We start from the raw sequence: 19,494 nt of genomic DNA, 5'->3' as shown, positions 1-19,494 counted from the left end.
CCGGTGATACCGTCTGGCTCCAGCGTTCCGGCACAAGTACTGGGCGCATTGGAGGAGACGAACGATGACATCGGGATCGAATGGACAGCACCATGCATGGTTGCTGGCTGCCGCACTCTCAGCGGCATTGATGGTGACGGCATGCGGCGGTGGCGATGACGCGGCCGCAACCTCGACCGCGAACAATGGCGCAGGCGCACAGGATGGCAGCGGAGGCGGTGTGCCATCCGTGCCCGCGCTTAGCGCGCTGGATGCATGTAACGCGTTGAATGGCACGACATTGCCGGCGTCGAGCCTCACGCTGGCATCGGGTGGCGTCACCGTCAACGCTGCAACGCTGATTGCCGCCAACGCCACGGGCAACACGCTCGGCGAGTATTGCCAGGTGCGCGGCGCGATTGCCCCCGTCGATGCCTCGTCTTCCAGTATCAACTTTGCAGTGAACCTGCCCACGCAGTGGAACGGCAAGGGTATCCAGTTCGGTGGCGGCGGATTCGACGGCACGCTGATAGACGGAACCGAGACCGTGCGCTTTGCCTTGCCCGATGACCCCGCGCCGCTGGCGCGTGGCTATGCAACCTGGGGTGACGATTCAGGGCACCAGAGTTCGAGCATTACCGATGGCCGCTTTGCCACCAATGACGAGGCGCTGGCAAACTACGGCGGCGATACGCTCAAGAAGACCCACGACGTGGCGCTGGCGTTGATCGTGCAGCGCTACGGCAAGGCCCCCACGCGCGCCTACTTCCTGGGAACATCAACGGGCGGGCGCGATGCGCTGAGCTATATCCAGCGCTGGCCAGCCGACTATGCCGGCGTGATTGCCAATGAGCCCGCGCTCAACTACACCGGTACGCGGCTGTCGAACGTTGCAGTTGGCCGGGCGCTATACCTCAATGGTGGCGCTGGCTGGCTCAATATCAACAAGACACTGATGGTGCAGAAAGCCGCCATGGACGCGTGCGATACGCTCGATGGCGTGGCCGACAAGGTCGTAAGCAACGTGGAAGGATGCCGCGTCGGAGCCCTGCAGGTGCTGGCCAGCCTGCGTTGCGCGGGCGGCACCGATACCGGCGACACCTGCCTGTCCGATGCGCAGATTGCCACGGTCAAGACCATCGAGCAGCCCCTGCAGCTCGGCTATCCGCTGGCCAATGGCGTGACAGTGGCGGGTGGCTATAACCTGATGGAAGGCGCGCTGGTGGCCGGGCCATTCACTTCGCGCGACCTTGGTACGCGAGCCGTGCCGGGTAACCCCGCAACCACCGCGGATGCCAACATGTACGTGACCGGCGACCAGTGGGTGAAATACTTCGTCACGCGCAACGCCACGTTCGATGCGTTGACATTCGATCCGGCCAATCCGGGCAGCTGGACGTCGCGCGTGCAAGCCGTGTCGGCGCTGACCGATGCGACGAATCCTGACCTGTCGGCGTTCCTGGGCAAGGGCGGCCGCCTGATCATGCTGCATGGCCTGGCCGACGAGGTGATCAGCCCGAACTCGACCATCGCGTGGTACAAGGCCGTGATCGCGCGGGTGGGGCAGGCCGCGGTCGACCAGGGAATTCGTTTCTACACGGTACCGGGCATGGGGCACGGTACGGGCAGTTTCCTGCCCGCGTGGAATTCGCTGACGGCGCTCGAAAACTGGGTCGAGATGGGCGTGGCCCCGGGCACGCGTTCGGTGATGGATACCAATGCGGGCACCTATGGACGCACGCGCCCACTGTGCCAGTATCCGTCGTGGCCCAAGTACAAGGGCACCGGTAGCGCCGATGCAGCGGTGAACTACACCTGCGAAGGCGCGTCGGGCATCGTGCAGTCCTGCCTGAACCTGCCATCGACGGCTACCACGTGGAAGGGCGGCAATACCAATGGTGAAGAACTGTCGGTCCGTATCGACCCGGCCACGCTCAAATACACCGTGACGATCGAGGCCAGCGCACAGCGCGTTGCCAGCACCGTGCTATCGGGCCAACTGGTGTCGCAGGGTGGCTGCACCTATGGCAGCGACGAGAACGGCGCGCAGTTCACGTTGACCGGCGGCGGGGTATTGGCGGGCGGTGTGAAGCCGGTATCGGGTGCAGGCTTCCTGCCTTTGGTGGCGTTCCAGAACGTCTCCGCCGACTACAAGGCCGTGGCCGACATCTACAACGTCAACGGCATCCAGACAGCAGTGGCCGACGGCTCGGTCATGGTGCGCACCGGTTCGGCACGCCTGCGTTCGTCCGCGGCCACGTGGCAAACCTGCGCGGCCAGCGCGGGTGGCGGCTTTATCGTCTACGACGCCGCGTGCACCAATACCACCAAGGGTTACATCGCCTGGAATGCGGCGCGTAATGCGTTCGACTACTTCGTGGGTGGCACCATTGCCGCGGGCGATGGAGTATTGAGCGGATCGTTGATCAGCGGCATGGTCAACGGAGCCCCGGTACCGCTGATCCTGACGCGCTCGGCAACGGCTTACGGCATGAACATCTACGCACAGCAAGCGGCGGCGGGTCTGGCTGCCGGTGCGGCCGATGGCGCGTATCGCGTATTGGCTACCGACGGCGCACAGGTCAGTGCGGACCTGAGCGGGACCAGCATCGTCCGCAACGGCGTGTCGGGGACGCTCGCCTACAACACGCCAGTGCCCGGTGTGATCGGGGCCACGGGCGGGGTGACCGCATCGTACCTGTACAACGGGGGCTTGCTGATTGGCACCACCACGGGCAAGTTCGAGATCGGCCTGCTGCACTGACGCCAGGCGTCAGTCTTCCTGCGCCTTCTTTCGATGCCGCGCTGCGATCCGGTGGGTCAACGCGACCAGCGCAACCAGTGCGGCATCGTCCTGCCCCTCGCGGTAGCCGAGGGTCAGTGGCGCGCGCAGGCGATCTGCTTCCACCATCTTGCAGTAGGCCACGCCATGCCGGTTCAGCCCGGCCATCGACGCAGGGACCACGCTGACACCGGCACCGGCAGCCACGAGGTTCAGGTTCGTCAGCATGCGCTCGACTTCCGCGCCGATCTGTGGCGTGAATCCCAGGGTTTCGCACTCGCGTAACAGGTCTCCGTACATGCCTGGTGCGCCAGGACGCCGCACCAGAATGAACGGGTCCGAGGCCAGTTCCTTCAAGGACACCGGCATGGTGGCGCCCTGGCCGCGCGCTGCGCGCCGCCGCAGAAGCGGATGATCGAGCGGCAGCGCGATCACCATCTCTTCCTCGAGCAGAAGATCGAAGCGCACGCCTTCAGGGTGCTGTACCGGCGCACGCAATAGCGCGGCATTCAACGTGCCATCGGCAAGTCGCTCGATCGCCTCGGCGGCATTGCACTCGGTCAGTGACAACGCCACGCGCGGGAATTGCCGGCGACATGCGCGCAGCACTTCGGGCGTAAGCTTGTGTGCGGCCGCGGAACTGGTAAAGCCAATCGACAGCGATCCTTCGTCACCCCGTGCCATGCGCTGCATGCGGGCACGCATCTGGTCGATACGCGCGAACAGGTCGACCGCATCGGCATGGAACGCGGCGCCGGCGGCCGTCAACGCCACGCCTCTTGGCTGACGCTCGAACAGTGTCACGCCAAGTTCGGCCTCCAGCGACTTGAGCTGCTGGGAAAGCGGCGGTTGCTGGATGCCGAGCTGTATGGCGGCGCGCGTGACCGACCCCGTGTCCGCCACGGCCAGGAAGTAGCGCAGGTGTCTCAACTCCATCTTGGTATATCCCGTAGATATGGAATCTTTGTAATCCATATATTTTACGAGCGGCGCATACGGGCTTAGTATTGGCGTTTTGCCCGATACCTTCGGGCGGCCATGATTCATGGCACTAAAAACAGCCAGGACAGAAATAAGGAGACACCATGCGCCAGGCCCGTCGAATCCCACCCCTTGCCTTGCTTGCAGTGAGCGCGGTCATCGTGCTCGCTGGCTGCGCCAGCCGGCACGGCGAGCCTTCAGCGTCGGCGGCTGCGGCAAAGCCACAATGGCAGCGCGTGCATCTTGGCGCCGGTGCGGGCTATGACTTTCCGGTGTACGCCAACCATCGGCTCGACGGCGACCTGAGCCGCATTCGCGAAGTCGTCTTTGTCCAGCATGGCCTGCAACGCAATGGCGATGACTACTACGCGGCCGGTGCGGCGCTATTGAAGGCGAGCGGAAGGAATGCCGACGAGGTGCTGCTGATCGCGCCGAATTTCCCGGGGACACCCGACGCGGCAAAGCATTTCGACAACCTGCCGGTGTGGACCGTGCAGGGTTGGATTGGTGGCGAGGATGCGGTGTCGGGTCCCGGTGCAGGCACCAGTTCGCTGCAGGTGCTGGACGATCTGGTTGCCTATGTGACGGACAAGAAGCGCTTGCCGCTGGTCAGCAAGGTGACGGTTGCCGGGCATTCGGGCGGGGCGCAGATCGTTCATCGCTATGCGGTACTCAACAACGTGGACGAGAAGGTGCGTGCAAGCGGGGTCGACCTGCGCTACGTGGTGGCGAACCCTTCGTCGTACCTGTATTTCACCGCAGATCGTCCCGTGGCACCCGACTACAAGCGTTTTGCGCCGTACAGCACCACGGTCTGCGCCGATTACGACAAATACCGCTACGGCATGGGCGACATGGTCGCCTATGCGAAGGGTGCCAGCGGCATGGCGCTCTACCGGCGCTATATGCAGCGCCAGGTGACCTATCTCGTCGGCAGCGAGGACAACGATCCGAATCATCGCGTGCTGGACAAGGCGTGCGGCGCGGAAGCCGAGGGGCCGACGCGCCTGCAGCGTGCGCGCGGCTACTGGCGCTATGAACAGCACCTGGCCACGCCGGCCCAGGCCAGCGCGCATCGGTCGTTCGAGGTGGTTGGCGTCGGGCACGACCAGGCGCACATGTTCGGCTCGCAATGCGGTGCGCGGGCGGTCTTCGGCATGGATCCGGGTGCCAACCCAAGCGGTGCGGCCTGCCGCGCGCCGCAGTTGTAAGGCCCGGGCGGAAAGCAGCGTTCCGGGTGGGTTTGCCCGGGCGGCGGACATTGGCAGCCGGTGCTACGATGCCGGCAGCCCTTCGCCCCGCCTTCTGCCTTCATGTCAGTTCCCGTTCGTCGGCGCATCACGGCAGCATTGCTGATGCTGCCGCTTGCGCGTTCCACGCTATCGTTTGCCGCTGCCGAGCCGCTGCATCTGCTGGTAGGGTACGCCGCGGGAGGCGGTGCCGATCACGTGGCGCGGTTGGTGGCGGACAGCCTCACTGGCGACGGCGAGCCGACCATCGTCGAGAACCGGCCCGGGGCGGCGGGGCAGATCGCCATGCACGAGGCCGCACGCGCCAGCGCTGAGCGGCCAACCTTGTTGCTGGGCACGGTCGGGTCAATCAGCATCGGCCCGCTGCTGGCAAGTTCTCCCGAAATGCCAGTCAGGCCGTTGCAGCCATTGGCGATCGTTGCCAGCACGCCGCATGTGCTGCTGGTTGCCGGCGATGGCACACGGCCGGGCGCCAGCGGTGCGCGCGACGCGCTGTTGCAGCGGCTTGCGCAGGCGCGAGAGCGCCCCGGTGAGATTGCCTATGCATCGCTGGGCATCCATTCGAGTGCCCACCTCGTAGGCGAACTGATGTGCCGTCGGGCCGGTGTCACGATGACGCATATTCCTTATCCAGGCAGTGCACGCGCACTGGTCGACCTGCAGGGCGGGCACGTGATGCTGCTGGTCAGCACCTTGCAGGCAGCGCTGCCACTGATGCGACAAGGCCGGGTGCGGGCACTGGCTGTCACGGGCAGGTCCCGCAGCGTGCTGGCACCAACGGTTCCGACGTTTGCGGAAGCCGGCATACAGGGCATGTGGCAGGACGCGTGGTACGGCGTGCTGGCTGCATCGAGCATGTCCGCGTCACGGCAGACTGCGCTGTCGATGCGGCTGGCAATACTGCTGCATGATCCGTCGTTGCGACAACGGCTGGCGCAAGATGGCGCGGAGCCATTGAGCCTGACCGGACAAGCCGCCGTGGACTACCTTGATCGCCAGCGCGAGGTGTGGCGGCAGGCGATTGCATCGGTGGCGGATCGGCTTGCGTGAGGGACTGCATGGAAGCTACGATTCAGAATCAGATTCCTCTCAAAATTAGACACAGATTCACAACAGGCCGCATGAGCTAAGGGATTCAGGGGAGGGGCCTTTGAAGTTCGATGCTGAGCACTGCCGCCGGCTGGCTGTGAGGCAACCCGACCCGCTTGCCGTGCCCAAAAGCAGTTGCTAGGATTCGCTCATCCCGCCCTTGGCAGTAAGCGTATTCCCCCGTGATTTTGGAAGCGCCAAACCCCTGGGCGTTTCTATTTGGTGCGGGCAGTTGTATCCGGCGAGGATGGTGGACAAAATGCCTACAGGCATACTGGTCGATGGCGCCTACTTTATTAAACGCTACCGAGAAATCGAACCAGAGCACGCATACGATGCAGGCCATGCAGCCGAATGCGTGTATCGCTGGGCGATTGCACATTTGCAGCAGACCTGGAACGGTGCGAACTTCGTCCGAGACCTGTACCGGATTTTCTTTTACGACTGCCCGCCACTTGTCAAGAAGCTCCACAATCCCATCTCAAAACGAGTGATCTCGTTCGGCGACTCCGACGAAGCAAATTTTCGTCGCGCCTTGCACGCCGAACTACAGCAGAAGCGAAAAGTGGCGCTTCGCCTGGGACACCTTTCCAGTGATACGAGCTGGACGATCAAGCCCGCACGCATCGAGGACTTGCTTAAACGCAGGTTGAGAGTAGACGATCTAACTGAGGACGACGTACGGGTGGTCACGAGGCAGAAGGGCGTGGACATGCGTATCGGGCTCGACGTCTCGTCCCTTGCGTTTAAACGGCAGGTGCGTCAGATCGTGCTGATAGCTGGCGACGCGGACTTTATTCCAGCCGCCAAGCTTGCGCGTCGCGAAGGCGTGGATTTCATCCTTGATCCGATGTGGCAACACGTTCCCAAAGGATTGCAGGAGCACGTCGACGGCGTGCGGTCCACATGCCCTCGGCCGGACAGAAAGGCTCGCCTCGCTGAGAGGGATAGCGTTGCGCATTCGTGGCGATGGCCGCGGTCAGTGGACTTTGACCCGGTGCCAACCTGAACTCATGGAAAAAATAAGACGCCGGAACGTTCTCGCGAACGTTCCGGCGGTGGGTCCCGTTTCTGTGGAGTGCCCTGGTTTCAAGGCGAGCGTGACAACCGTGGAGATGTCACTGCGGGACCCGGGAAAGACGATCCAACGGGTTACTACTGTTGGCGGCTCTTGTCCTGCTGCTGTTGCGAGCCACCTTGCTGCTGACGACCCTGGTCTTGCTGTTGATGCTGACCGGAGCCCTTGTCCTGATTACCCATCTGGCCGCCACCTTGCTGGCGTTGCTGATCCTGACCGCCTTGCTGCTGGCCGCCGCGCTGGCCGGACTGCTCTTGCTGCTTTTGTCCCGATTGGGGTTGACCCGATGGGGGTTGGCTACCTTGCTGCTGTCCCATTGCTGTCTCCATGTCGCGGCGGGGCTGCCGCGTTCTTCTATGAGCAAGCGGTGTGCCACTGCCTAATGTGTGGGGTATGGCATCTGTCAGACATACAGGTAATGGATGCGAGACATCGACCATGCCGCGATTTACAACGCATGCATGCTTTTCACACGAAGTGGGTCATCGCCGTGTAACACCATGTTCGAAATCGGCGGAAATCCTGCAGGTATCGGTACTAGCGGGCCATTGCACTCTTCTGGCCCACATCTTGCAGATCATGGCTAATCCGACAGGGTTCAACGAGTGAACAGGAACTCGACCGGAACTGAATCGAATCCAATTGATTGAACTTGATTCATTCCGTTTCAAACGCTAACAAGGAGATAGCACCATGAAAACTGTAAAGACTCTGCGTGTGTCACTGATGGTTGCCGCGCTTGCCGCCACGGGCAGTGCATTCGCGCTGGATAGCGGTGGCTTCATGAAGGTGGCCGATGTCACCAACAACACTGCCACGCATACGCCGAATAACAATGCACCGGGCATGCCGGGCCGTATGGAAGGCGACAAGGAAAAGTTGCCTGCTGCTTCGACAGGTGCAAAAACGGATGCAAGCGTCGACAATGCCAAGCAGACGGTCACCGACAGTGCCTTGACTACCAAGATCAAGACCAAATTGCTTGCTGCAAAGGATTTGAAGTCCACCGGCATTCACGTCAAGACCAAGGACCGCGTGGTGAACCTGACGGGTTCGGTGCCCAGCCAGGATCAGCGTCAACTGGCGCTGGACACGGTGCGCTCGGTTGAAGGCGTGGACTCCGTCAATAACAACCTGAAGGTGTCAGCGCACTAGTCAGTGCACTAAGCAGTCGCACCAGTCAGATTATCGGTTGATGATGCGCGGCGGCTTCGGTCGCCCTGCGCTGAGCCGCGACCATCCCACGTGTCGCGGCTCTTTTTCTTTGTGCTCTTCGTGCTTGTCCCTCGAATCAGGCAGCCTTGCGCCGGCCGGTGGCATTGGACGAAGTTGATGCCTTTGCGGAGGCAGCTTTCTTTGACACGGCCTTTTTTGCCACGGCCTTCTTCGCGTTTTCACGCTTGCTCTTCGTGCTTGCCTTGCTCGCCGCGCCTGCAGATTTGGTGGAAGACTTCGTAGCGCCGCGCTTGCCGTTCTGGCCAAGGCTCTGCTTGAGCAGTGCCATCATGTCGATGACCTTGGCACCCTTGCGTGCCGATGGCGCACCGTCGTCGGCCTCGTCGGCCGGTGTCAACAGGTGGGTCTTGCCGGCCTTGACCTTGGCATGCACGCGCGCGAGCAAGTCTTCTCGATAACTGTCGTGGTATTGCTCGGGCTTCCAGTCTTCCGTCATGTCCTCCACGAGTTTTGCTGCCATCTGAACCTCTCGCGCACTGGCCGCATGCTTCTTGCCGCCGGGCAAGCTCAGGTCTTCGACCGGCACGACTTCGTCGGCGAAACGCATCGTATTGAGCACCAGCGCCTTGCCTGCCACCAGTAGCGCAGCCAGATGCTGCCGATTGCGCAAGACCACCAGCGCCAGTGCGGCGCGTCCGGTCTTGCGCATGGTCTCGTGCAGCAAGGCGTAGCCGCGTTCCCCGCGTTTGTCAGGTTCCAGGTAGTAGGGCGTGTCGAAGTAGTACGGTGGAATCGCTGCCGCGTCGACAAAACTCACAATGTCCACGGTTTGCGTGGCTTCCACATTGGCCTGCCGGAAATCCTCGTCGCTAAGCACCACGTACTCGTCTTTCCCGTACTGGTAGCCCTTGACGATATCGTCGCGTTGCACCGGCTTGCCGGTGTGCTTGTTGATTCGTTGATAGCCCACCGGCGCCATGTCGCGTTTGTCGAGCAGGTCAAGATCAAGCGAGTGAGATCGCGCGGCGGGCTTTACGGCCACCGGGATATTCACGAGCCCAAAACTGATGGCACCTTTCCAGATGACGCGTGACATGGCGTGTCAATGCAACCGCTGCGCGCGCTGTGGCGGCGGGGGTGGTACATCGCCCGGCGGTGGATCGCTGACCGGCTCGGGGTTCATGTCGGGTGGCTCCGGCGGCGGGACTTCCGGTTTCGGCGGTGTGATATCGGGTTCGGGCGTGATATGCATTGGCCTCCTTGTCAAGACATCGCTACGTCAGGCATCGAGTTCATCAAGCAATCTTGTCAGCGCGGTAAGATCCGCGGGCTTTACCAGATGCAGGTCGAAGCCCGCCGCGCGGGTACGGCGGCGATCATCAGGTTGGCCGAAGCCGGTCAGTGCGACGAGTCGCGCATTGCACAGCTCGGGAATTTCACGCAGGCGCCGCGCGGTTTCAAAGCCATCCATGGCCGGCATGCCCAGGTCGAGCAGCACCACATCGGGACGAACGCTGGCCGCGCGCTCGATCGCACTCTGGCCGTCGGCCGCGGTTACCACGGTATGGCCGAGCGTCTCCAGTGTCATTGTCATGGCTTCAAGCGCATCGACGTTGTCGTCGACGAGCATGATCGTGTGGGCAGCTCCCGGCAACATGCGCGTCTTGCTGGTAGGCGGGTGCCAGTTCTGCCAGGGTTCCACGGGCAATTCCACCATGAAGGTACTGCCCTGGTTCCGTCCGGGACTCTCGGCACTGACCCTGCCGCCATGCAGTGTCACAAGCTTCTGCACCAGCGTCAGGCCAATGCCGGCGCCCTCGCGTGCCGCGAAACTGTCGGGGTCGCTATTGCTAACGGCCATGGCGTTGCCTGTTTCCGGCCGGTCATCGTGCTCGCCAACGGCTCGCGTTGCCGCATCGGCGCCGGCAATCGACGGTGCAAGCGGATCGAACAACTGGCGCTGCAAGGCGTGAGACAGGCCGGTGCCGTTGTCCAGCACGCGCACCATGACCTTTCCATCGGCGGCGGTAGCCTCCACTGCAAGCTGCCCGCCCTCTGGCGTGTATTTGGCGGCGTTATGGAGCAGGTTGGCAAAGATCTGGGTGAGTCGCACCATGTCGCCACGAACCGGCAGTGGTTGCTCCGGCAGCGACAGGCGTAGCGAATGACGGCGCGCATCCAGCAATGGGCGCACGGTCTCGATGGCGGTATTCAACGCACCGCGCAGCTCCACCAGGTCCCGCCGCAGGGTAATCTTGCCCTGGTTGAAGCGGGAGACATCGAGCAATTCATCGACCAGACGGGTCAGATGATGCAGTTGCCGGCCGATGATGTCACGCGCGCGGAACATGTCTTCACGCGATGGCGAGAACTGCTGCAGCAAATCCACGGCGCTGCGCATCGGCGCCAGCGGATTGCGCAGTTCGTGGGCCAGCATGGCCAGGAACTCATCCTTGCGTCGCTCTTCGTCATGCAGCGCGCGCTCGGCGCGATTGTGACGCGTAACGTCCTGGCAGATGCCGGCGACACGCAGGCATTGTCCGTCGGCACCGCGTACGGGAAACGCGCGCATATGCACTTCGCGGATCTCGCCATTGGGACGTTCGAGTTGAAACTCCGTATCGAGCTTGCCGTCGCGCAGCATGCTCTTCCATTCCGTCTCCATGCGTGGCTGGTCTTCTGGCACCAGCCAGCGCAGCCACTGCATCGGATCCTGCTTCATGGCCTCGGCTGGCCGGCCCCACAGGCCCTCGAACGCCGGGCTGACAAACAGGAAGCGGTGGCTCGTGGGGTCGAGAATCCAGACCACATCCGCCAACGCTTCCGCCAACTGGCGGAACAGGTCTTCATTCTCGTGCAACGCCTGTGACGTGCGCCGATAGGCGTCTTCGGCACCGCGCATGCGGAGCAAGGCCTTGATATTGGAAATCAGCTCCTCCGGTTCCACTGGTTCCACCAGGAAGCTGTCAGCGCCACCATCGAGCGCCTGTACACGCCGATGCGAATCGGTCATGCCGGGGGACGTCAGCAACACCATGGTCCGCGCGGTCTGGGGATCGCCCTTGATCAGGCGGCACACCTCGAGTCCGTCGATGTCGGAAAGCTGCGCCGACAGGACCACGAGATCCGGCGCGTGCTGGCGTACCAGCGACAGCGCGGTCTGGCCATCGGCAGCCTCGAGTACCGAGAACTCCGCACGGTTCAGGATGCGGCTCTTGACGTAGCGCGGTCCCTCGCGGCCCTCGATGTTGAGGACCAGCGGACGGCGCGTGGGATGGGCGGGCGTGGCATTCATGGCTGGCAGGCGGCAGGGCATGCCGCAGTGATTAGGGCGGAATGCGGGAAACCCGGATGAGGCCACATCACGCCGTTGTCGATGGCGGAGACCTCAGGTGGCCCCTTCATCTCCTGAATTGTATTTTTTACCTTCATTCCGACCATATCCTTTGTAACTTTGACGCGTTGCATTCTTGAGCCTGATCCGTTCAAGGCACGATGGCAGTCGATGGCGAGCAGCGGTCGGTGGTTGCCGCATCGGCCGGCGAAGCCAGCAGATACGCCAGTGCGAGCGTGAGAATCCCAAGGATGGCGCGTTGCCAGAATTCACTCGAGAACCACGGATCGGGGTCTTGTCTCATCGGTTTTGCCTTGCTGCGGATGGCCGTGGGCCTGTAATTTCCATCAACAGTGGCAAGAACCATGCCGCACATGGCCGGCTGGCTGACAGACGGACGCCGACAGCGAGACGGGACGCAGTAGCGTGGTGTCGATGGCCGATGCCTGCGGGCCAGTCGCGCCTCAGCGCGTCATGCGCCGTCGAGCAGTTTGCGCGCGCGCGTCAGCGTCTGGCGTACCTTGTCGTGGCCGGCCCATGGGTCGTGTCGTGCCAATTCGTCGAGCCTGTCGTCGATATTGGCGATGGTCCACTGGGCCGCGCCGGTCAGTTCGGGGAGTTCATCCCAACTGACGGGGACCGAAACGCCCAGGCCCGGGCGCGCCCGGGCGGAAAACGCCGCGGCGGTGGTAGCACCGACACCATTGCGCAGGTAATCGATGAAAATCTTGCCAACCCGGTTACGCGGACCGCTCTTCGACACAAAACGGTCGGGAATCGTGCGGGCCATATGGGTGACCACGTCCTGCGCAAAGCCTCGTACGGCGTCCCAATCCGCGCGCGCCGAGAGCGGGACCATGATATGCAACCCCTTGCCGCCGCTGGTCTTCAGGAAGCACCGCAGTTCCAGCGCATCGAGCAGGGCCTTCATCAGGCTGGCGCCTTCCTGGATCGTGCGCCAGTTCACGCCCTCGCCGGGATCGATATCGAAGACGATCTGGTCCGGCTTGTCGAGCTTGCGTGCCTTGGCATTCCAGGTATGGAACTCGACGACATTGAGTTGCGCCGCGCCGACTATGGCTGCCGGCGTAGTGATCTCCAGTAACGGCGGATGGCCAGGCCAGAGCGCCGGGTCGAGGGCCTTGATGCCTTTTACATTGAGCGTGTCGCCGTGGCGCTGGAAGAACTGCTCGGCGTCGATGCCCGATGGTGCACGTACCAGCGCCAGCGGGCGGCCTTTCAGGTGCGGCAGCATCAGCGCGGCGGCGCGTGCATAGTAGGCAACGAGGTCACCCTTGGTCAGCCCGGTGGACTTGTCGATCACGCGCTCGGCATGGCTGATGGCCAGGTTGCCGATGGCGGTCTTTCTGGACGCCGAGGCTCCGCTTGTCTTCTTCGCACGGCCCTGCGACTTCGTACTGCCCTGGGCGTCGGCGCTGGCAGGCAATTCCAGCTTGACCGCGGCCGCCGGCTTGTCGGTGCGTAGCGCATGGAACACCGAATGCCGCACGCGGCCTTCGCGGGTCCACGCGCCGAACGTGACATCGGCCACCAGCTTTGGCTTGACCCAATGTCCCTTGATGCCGCGCGGCAGCGGATCGAAAGGGGTGTCGTCGGTACGCAGCGGCTCGAGCTGCTTGCGCAGTGTGTCGAGCATTGCGGTGTCAAAGCCGGTGCCGACATTGCCCACATAGCGTAGCCTGCCTTCGCCATCATGCAGGCCGAGCAGCAGCGCCCCCAAGCCGCTACGACTACCCTTTGGATCGGTGAATCCGCCGATCACGAATTCCTGCCGGTTCTGGCACTTGAGCTTGATCCAGGAGGCAGCCCGCGAACTTACGTACGGCGCGTCGATACGCTTGCCAATAATGCCTTCGAGCTTCATGCGGCAGGCCGCGTCGAGCATGTCCGTGGGGGCACCCTCGAAGTTGTCGCTGAAATGCACTCGGCCCGAGGTGTGGTCGCGCAACAGGCTGTGCAGTAGCGTACGACGCTCGGCCAGCGGCACCGCGCGCAGGTCGTGGCCCGAGTACCAGGGCAGGTCGAACGCGTAGAACTGGACGGCTTCCGCATGCGATGTCTCAAAGGCGTTCTGCAGCGCCTGGAAATCGGTAATGCCATGCGCATCGACCACCACGATTTCACCATCGAGCCAGCCATCGGGCCATCCCAGGCTGGCGATCTCGGCCGCCAGCGCGCGCAGCTTCGCGGTCCAGTCATTGCCGTTGCGCGTGAACAGGCGCACATCGTCGCCATCGATGCGGGCCATGATCCGGTAGCCATCGAACTTGATCTCGTATTGCCATTGCGAGGGATCGGAAGGAGGGTGGTCAACCAGCGTGGCCAACTGGGGGGCAAAGGTCAACGGCAGCGCGGCTTTCCGGGCGCCCTTCGGCAGCGTGGGCACGGCGGGTGCCGATTTCCTGCCTGCGGTTCTTGACTTGGCCCTTGCGGACTTGCCGGTTCGCGTGGCCTTCGCGGTGCCGGCCATGACGCTATCGGGCAGCGCATCCACGACGTCGAACTCCGACGCAGGCCGCGCATGTTCGTCTCGCTCCTTGATCAGCAACCACGCATTGTCGTCGCGTTGCTTCTTGCCGCCCATGCGTACCAGCGTCCAGTGGCCTTGCAGCTTTTCTCCGCGCAGTTCGAACTTCAGCTTGCCGTCGCGATAGCCGGCTTCCGGATCCTCGTCGGGAATCCAGACACCACGGTCCCAGACGATCACGGTTCCCGCGCCGTAATGGCCGGCCGGAATCACCCCTTCGAAATCGGCATAGTCGAGCGGATGGTCTTCGACATGGACCGCCATCCGCTTGTCCGCCGGATCGTAGCTGGGGCCCTTGGGAACGGCCCAGCTCTTGAGCGTGCCGTCGAGTTCAAGCCGGAAATCGTAGTGCAGACGCCTGGCCGCGTGCTTCTGGATCACGAACGCATGGGCGCCCCGTGTGCCCGAGCCTGCGCGGCCCGGCTTCTTGCCGCTGGGCTCCGGCGTAGCGCCGAAGTTGCGCTTGCGCTGGTATTTGCCCAAGGGGGCTTCGGCTGCTGAGGACTTGGGCATATGGGCGGCCTGGCAAGAAAGCGGTGACTTCAGCTTATGCAGCGCACGTCGCGCGCGAAAGCAGCCGTCGTCCTACAGGGTCCTACATGGCCGGCGGACTTTACCGTATTTGTAATTCCTGACCGCGCCTGTTGCACTGCACAGTACCGGAGTGCGCGAGCCCTACGATTTTGGGTGCAGGCACAGGATGTGCGACGAGCCAAGGGGTTCAGTTCAACCTTGAAAGACAGGACGAAAACCATGAAAAAGATTGGCTCGCAAGTGATTGTGCTCACAGGCGCCAGCAGTGGTGTGGGACTTGTTACGGCACGCAAGGCTGCATCGTTGGGCGCCAGGCTGGTTCTGGTGGCACGTGGCGAAGATGCGCTGCACAAGCTGGCGGAAGAACTGCGCGAGCACGGTACCGAAGTCATCACGGTAACCGCTGATGTGGGAAAGCATGACGATGTTGCCCGCGTGGCGCAGGCGGCGATCGAGCATTTTGGCGGCTTCGATACCTGGATCAACAACGCCGGGGTGACGATCTTCGGCCGTCATGACGATGTACCGCTGGAGGACCAGCGCAAGCTGTTCGAAACCAACTATTGGGGCGTGGTGCACGGTTCGCTGGCGGCAGCCGCGCATATGAGGCAGCACGGCGGGACGATCATCAACATGGGTAGCGAGGCCTGTGATGGACCCATGCCCTTGCAGGGCGCGTACGCTGCGTCACAGCATGCGATCAAGGGGTTCACTGATTCGCTGCGGCTGGAACTCGAACAGGAGAAGGCCCCGGTTTGGGTCACGCTGATCAAGCCCGCCGGGCTCGATACGCCGATGGTGACGCATGCCAAGAACTTCCTGCATGTGGAGCCGCGTCTCGCCCCACCGCTGTACGACCCGGCACTGGCAGCAGACGCCATCCTGTTTGCCGCCGAGCATCCGCGGCGCGACATGTTCGTGGGCGCGTCGGCCAAGGCGTTTTCCGCGGCCGCCTATCATGCACCGCATACCTTCGACCGCTTTATGCGGCGGTTCATGGGACGCGCACAGCAGACCGATGCACCGGCCGGCCCGCGCGACGACAACGCATTGCATGGCGCCGGCAACAGCCTGAGGGAACGGTCGGGTAACCGGCGTGCGCTGCAGTCGTGCGCATACACGACCTCCTCGCGCCATCCCCTGCTGACCACCGCGCTGGTGGTGGGCGCATCGGCGGCCATGGCCGCCATGGTGCAGATGCGCCGGCGCGGGTAGCCCAGAGGGGGAATGTCAGATGATGGTGTCGACGACGCCGCCGTCCACGCGCAGTGCCGCGCCGGTGGTCGCCGACGCCTGCGGCGAGCACGCGTACACGATCATGTTGGCCACTTCCTCGACCGTGGCGGCGCGCTGGATGATCGATGTACTGCGATGCGCCTTGACGAAGTCGGCCGCAACCTCTTCGGCGGACCTGCCGGTTTTTGCGATCTCGTCCTTGAGCATGGCCTCCACGCCCTCCGAGAGCGTCGGACCGGGCAGCACCGCGTTGACGGTGACGCCGGTACCGGCCAGGCGCTTGGCCAGGCCACGCGACACCGCCAGTTGCGCAGTCTTGCTAAAGCCGTAGTGAATCATCTCCACGGGAATATTCACGCCGGACTCCGATGCCACGAACACGATACGACCCCATTTCCGCCGGGCCATCCCTTGTGCATAGGCACGCGACAGGCGTACGCCGGTCAGGACATTGACTTCAAAGAAGCGCGACCATTCGCTGTCCGGAATCTCAAAGAAATCCTGCGGCTGGAAAATGCCAAGGTTGTTCACAAGAATGTCGAGGTCGGGATGCGCCTTGACCAGTGCATCGCAGACTGCGGCATCGACCAGATCCCCGGCAAAGCCGATCACGCCGGCATCGGGAACCGCGGATTTCAGTGATGCGACGGCCTTGTCGACGCTACCCTGGCTGCGGCCATTGATGATGACGCGTGCGCCCGATTCGGCCAGTCCGCGCGCGGTGGCAAAGCCGATGCCGGCGGTGGATCCCGTGACGAGGGCAGTCTTGCCCGACAGATCGATCTTCATGTGCACTCCGGTAAATGATGGCGGGATGTATCCCGATTACCTGCTCATTGGGGGACGACGCTCCAGTGTATGAAGCGATCGGCGCAGCGCCAAGCGCCTTGCATGGAATGCAGCATTCCGGGGCATGCCGGGTAAAAGCAAAAAGGGCCGCAATTGCTTGCGGCCCTTTCCGTTGCCCGGAGGGTGATTGCGGGCTGCGCCTTAGTGGAACAGCTTCAGCGCCTGGGTGATCGTGTTGGACACGCCCCAGACCAGCGGTACCAGCACATACAACCAGAACACGGCCAGCAGGCCCTTGTTGGTGGGATGGGCATCCAGGTTTTGGTTTTCCATTTGCGTTCTCCTGACCTGTTAGTGCGCAGCGCCGGCGTTGGCGCCAAGCTTTGACACGTCTGCTTCGTTCATGTGGTGCTTTGCATTCACGCGCGACACCAGCAGGTTGCAGACAAAGCCGATCACGAGCAGGGCAGCCATGATGTGCAGCGTCATGGTGTAGGCGGCGGCGCCGGTCACGCCGTGCGCTACCTGGTATTCACGGATGTAGTTCACCAGTACCGGACCGGCGATGCCGGCGGCGGCCCAGGCGGTCAGCAGGCGGCCGTGGATGCCGCCCACGAAGGCCGTGCCGAACATGTCGGCCAGGTACGCCGGGATGGTGGCAAAGCCGCCACCGTACATCGACATGATCACGCAATAGGCCAGCACGAACAGCGCGATATTGCCGCTGGCGCCGAGCTGCGGCACGATCCAGTACAGCACGGCACCCAGGGCGAAGAACACGAAATAGGTGTTCTTGCGCCCGATCCAGTCGGACGACGAAGCCCAGAAGAAGCGGCCGCCCATGTTGAACAGCGACAGCAGGCCCACGAAACCGGCTGCGGCCGCGGCAGTCACGCTGCCCTTGAAGCTTTCCTGGATCATCAGCGACGCCTGGCCCAGCACGCCGATACCGGCGGTCACGTTCAGGAACAGCACCAGCCACAGCAGATAGAACTGCGGTGTCTTGAGCGCTTCATCGATATGCACATGATTGCGCGTGATCATCTTGTTCTCGACCACGGGCGGCGTCCAGCCAGCCGGTTTCCAGCCCGGCGGCGGCACGCGGATGGCCAGCGAACCGATTGACATCGAGATGAAGTAGCCGATGCCCATCACCAGGAAGGTCTGGGCCACGCCCACCGACGTTGCGCTCTTGAAATGGTTCATCAGTGCCACGGACAGCGGGGCGGCGATCATCGCGCCGCCGCCAAAGCCCATGATGGCCATGCCGGTGGCCATGCCACGGCGGTCCGGGAACCAGCGGATCAGCGTCGACACCGGGGACACATAGCCAAGACCCAGGCCAATGCCACCCAGCACGCCGTATCCGAGGTAGAGCAGCGCGATCTGGTGTGTGTAGACCCCCAGTGCCGAAACCAGGAAGCCGCTGCCAAAGCAGCAGGCTGCCGTAAACATCGTCATGCGCGGGCCCACGCGTTCGAGCCACTTGCCGGCGAACGCCGCGGAAATGCCCAGGAAGAAGATGGCCAGCGAGAAAATCCAGCCAAGCGTAGTCAGTTTCCAGTCATCCGGTGCGGATTCGGTAATACCGATTACCTTGGATAGCGGGGCATTGAATACCGAAAATGCGTAGGCCTGGCCAATACAAAGGTGTACCGCCAGTGCGGCGGGCGGGACCATCCAGCGGGAAAATCCCGGCTTGGCATAAGTCGCCTCCTTTGAAAAAAACGGCGCCTGCCCGTAAGACGGGTTGCCACCATCATTCATTGCACTGCTCATTGAATGTTCTCCAGACGTGGATCCTGGGAAATCCATCCGGTTGGCCTGGCGCGCCCGGCGGGTCTGGCTGGCCCGTCGGTTGACCCCGTCACACCTTGGCTGGATTTACCCCCAGAGGATGTCGCCGATCCGGGCTTTCAGAGACGTTTTGACCCGGATACCGCGACGGTTGCTACGAGGTTGCTACAAGAAAACGGGCAAGCGGAAACAGGCGCACGGGGGCGTGCGCCGGCTGAACCCGACGGGTCCGGACATGAAGGCGGCTGGAGACGCTGGGGCGTCCCGAGTAACGGAATGGCTCATTGTTTTTCCGATTGGGGCGAACAATATATGTTTCGGGGTGCATATATTGCCGTGGAAAATATTATGCGCTGAACCATAGCCGCCCCGATTGGTGACTTCAATAGGCTAAAGATGACATATTCCTCGAATGCCTTAATTTTGCGTGTTAATGAGCAAATTTTTATGGTGGCTCCCTGCGGGCGTTTGATTCTTGCCACAGTCGGGTGACCGTTTGCATCACCACGTGACAGATCGCGCTGGTGACATCGATCCCGGCAGCCAGTTGCCGGAATGTCGAGACACGCTGTCACGAACGTGACATGAGCTGTCACTACCATCTGCACCCGTGGCGGTTTTCCTCTGCCATGAAAGGACAAGCCGGTCGAACCAGAAATGGGGTGCAACGGGCGACATAGTGGGTGTCGTGCGGACCGGCGAATTGATGCGCTGCGGCCTATATCGGGCTGCGGCGTTTTTTTTCGCTCGCGATTTGTACCCGCAATGGGAGCAGGCAGGCAAGCGGGCGTTGGATGTATGCCATTTAAGTCAGGTTCAACTTGTTGTCATAAACGGTCCCTACGATGCGAGCCGGCCTGACTGCTGTGCAGTCAACCTCACAACGGCGAGCGACCGAGCCGATCGGCATGGCGCGTTCGA

Annotated in this window: 16 protein-coding genes; 7 read left to right on the top strand and 9 right to left on the bottom strand. The window is 62.6% G+C overall.

Annotated elements, in window-relative coordinates; genetic code table 11:
* Window positions 1–64 precede the first annotated feature (64 nt).
* Window positions 65–2,743: a tannase/feruloyl esterase family alpha/beta hydrolase gene (locus tag ACO550_RS12740; protein WP_315592000.1), complete on the top strand. Its 2,679-nt coding sequence runs from the start codon at window positions 65–67 to the stop codon at window positions 2,741–2,743.
* A 9-nt stretch (window positions 2,744–2,752) separates the two neighbouring features.
* Here the strand turns inward: ACO550_RS12740 and ACO550_RS12735 are convergent, their stop codons facing one another.
* Complete coding sequence (locus ACO550_RS12735) at window positions 2,753–3,697, bottom strand: LysR substrate-binding domain-containing protein (RefSeq protein ID WP_315592001.1); 945 nt, start codon at window positions 3,695–3,697, stop codon at window positions 2,753–2,755.
* 149 nt (window positions 3,698–3,846) lie between these two features.
* On the opposite strand from ACO550_RS12735, the gene ACO550_RS12730 reads away from it, so the two are divergent.
* The 5 genes from ACO550_RS12730 (at window position 3,847) to ACO550_RS12710 (ending at window position 8,314) form a co-directional block, all read left to right on the top strand.
* Window positions 3,847–4,953, top strand: a complete 1,107-nt coding sequence (locus ACO550_RS12730) for a hypothetical protein (RefSeq protein ID WP_315592002.1) — start codon at window positions 3,847–3,849, stop codon at window positions 4,951–4,953.
* Between the two features lie 102 nt (window positions 4,954–5,055).
* Window positions 5,056–6,042, top strand: coding sequence for a tripartite tricarboxylate transporter substrate-binding protein (locus ACO550_RS12725; RefSeq protein WP_315592003.1), 987 nt, complete (start codon window positions 5,056–5,058; stop codon window positions 6,040–6,042).
* A gap of 298 nt (window positions 6,043–6,340) precedes the next feature.
* Window positions 6,341–7,090, top strand: a complete 750-nt coding sequence (locus ACO550_RS12720; RefSeq protein ID WP_485994865.1) for an NYN domain-containing protein — start codon at window positions 6,341–6,343, stop codon at window positions 7,088–7,090.
* Between the two features lie 188 nt (window positions 7,091–7,278).
* Window positions 7,279–7,542 carry a hypothetical protein gene (locus ACO550_RS12715; protein ID WP_315592005.1) on the top strand — a complete coding sequence of 88 codons (264 nt, stop codon included), beginning with the start codon at window positions 7,279–7,281 and terminating at the stop codon, window positions 7,540–7,542.
* Between the two features lie 310 nt (window positions 7,543–7,852).
* Complete coding sequence (locus ACO550_RS12710; RefSeq protein ID WP_315592006.1) at window positions 7,853–8,314, top strand: BON domain-containing protein; 462 nt, start codon at window positions 7,853–7,855, stop codon at window positions 8,312–8,314.
* A gap of 136 nt (window positions 8,315–8,450) precedes the next feature.
* Here ACO550_RS12710 and ku read toward each other — a convergent pair whose 3' ends face one another.
* The 5 genes from ku to ligD form a co-directional block, all read right to left on the bottom strand.
* Entirely contained in the window at window positions 8,451–9,431 is a 981-nt protein-coding gene (gene ku / locus ACO550_RS12705) for a non-homologous end joining protein Ku (RefSeq protein ID WP_315592007.1), read from the bottom strand.
* Between the two features lie 6 nt (window positions 9,432–9,437).
* Window positions 9,438–9,587, bottom strand: a complete 150-nt coding sequence (locus ACO550_RS12700) for a hypothetical protein (RefSeq protein WP_315592008.1) — start codon at window positions 9,585–9,587, stop codon at window positions 9,438–9,440.
* Window positions 9,588–9,614: 27 nt separating this feature from the next.
* Complete coding sequence (locus ACO550_RS12695; RefSeq protein ID WP_315592009.1) at window positions 9,615–11,630, bottom strand: response regulator; 2,016 nt, start codon at window positions 11,628–11,630, stop codon at window positions 9,615–9,617.
* Between the two features lie 190 nt (window positions 11,631–11,820).
* Window positions 11,821–11,973: a hypothetical protein gene (locus ACO550_RS12690; protein ID WP_315592010.1), complete on the bottom strand. Its 153-nt coding sequence runs from the start codon at window positions 11,971–11,973 to the stop codon at window positions 11,821–11,823.
* 168 nt (window positions 11,974–12,141) lie between these two features.
* Window positions 12,142–14,730, bottom strand: a complete 2,589-nt coding sequence (ligD, locus tag ACO550_RS12685) for a DNA ligase D (RefSeq protein ID WP_315592011.1) — start codon at window positions 14,728–14,730, stop codon at window positions 12,142–12,144.
* A gap of 240 nt (window positions 14,731–14,970) precedes the next feature.
* On the opposite strand from ligD, the gene ACO550_RS12680 reads away from it, so the two are divergent.
* Window positions 14,971–15,966, top strand: coding sequence for an SDR family oxidoreductase (locus ACO550_RS12680; RefSeq protein ID WP_315592012.1), 996 nt, complete (start codon window positions 14,971–14,973; stop codon window positions 15,964–15,966).
* A 15-nt stretch (window positions 15,967–15,981) separates the two neighbouring features.
* On the opposite strand, the gene ACO550_RS12675 is transcribed toward ACO550_RS12680, so the two are convergent.
* The 3 genes from ACO550_RS12675 to ACO550_RS12665 all read right to left on the bottom strand — a co-directional run bounded on the left by ACO550_RS12675 (window position 15,982) and on the right by ACO550_RS12665 (window position 18,555).
* Complete coding sequence (locus tag ACO550_RS12675) at window positions 15,982–16,776, bottom strand: SDR family NAD(P)-dependent oxidoreductase (protein ID WP_315592013.1); 795 nt, start codon at window positions 16,774–16,776, stop codon at window positions 15,982–15,984.
* A 201-nt stretch (window positions 16,777–16,977) separates the two neighbouring features.
* Window positions 16,978–17,109: an MFS transporter small subunit gene (locus tag ACO550_RS12670; RefSeq protein ID WP_315592014.1), complete on the bottom strand. Its 132-nt coding sequence runs from the start codon at window positions 17,107–17,109 to the stop codon at window positions 16,978–16,980.
* Window positions 17,110–17,127: 18 nt separating this feature from the next.
* Entirely contained in the window at window positions 17,128–18,555 is a 1,428-nt protein-coding gene (locus ACO550_RS12665) for an L-lactate MFS transporter (RefSeq protein ID WP_315592015.1), read from the bottom strand.
* Window positions 18,556–19,494: the final 939 nt, after the last annotated feature.

The organism is Cupriavidus sp. (assembly GCF_057315035.1).
The sequence above is the reverse complement of the archived record's forward strand: the minus strand, read 5'-3'. Positions and strand labels throughout refer to the sequence as shown.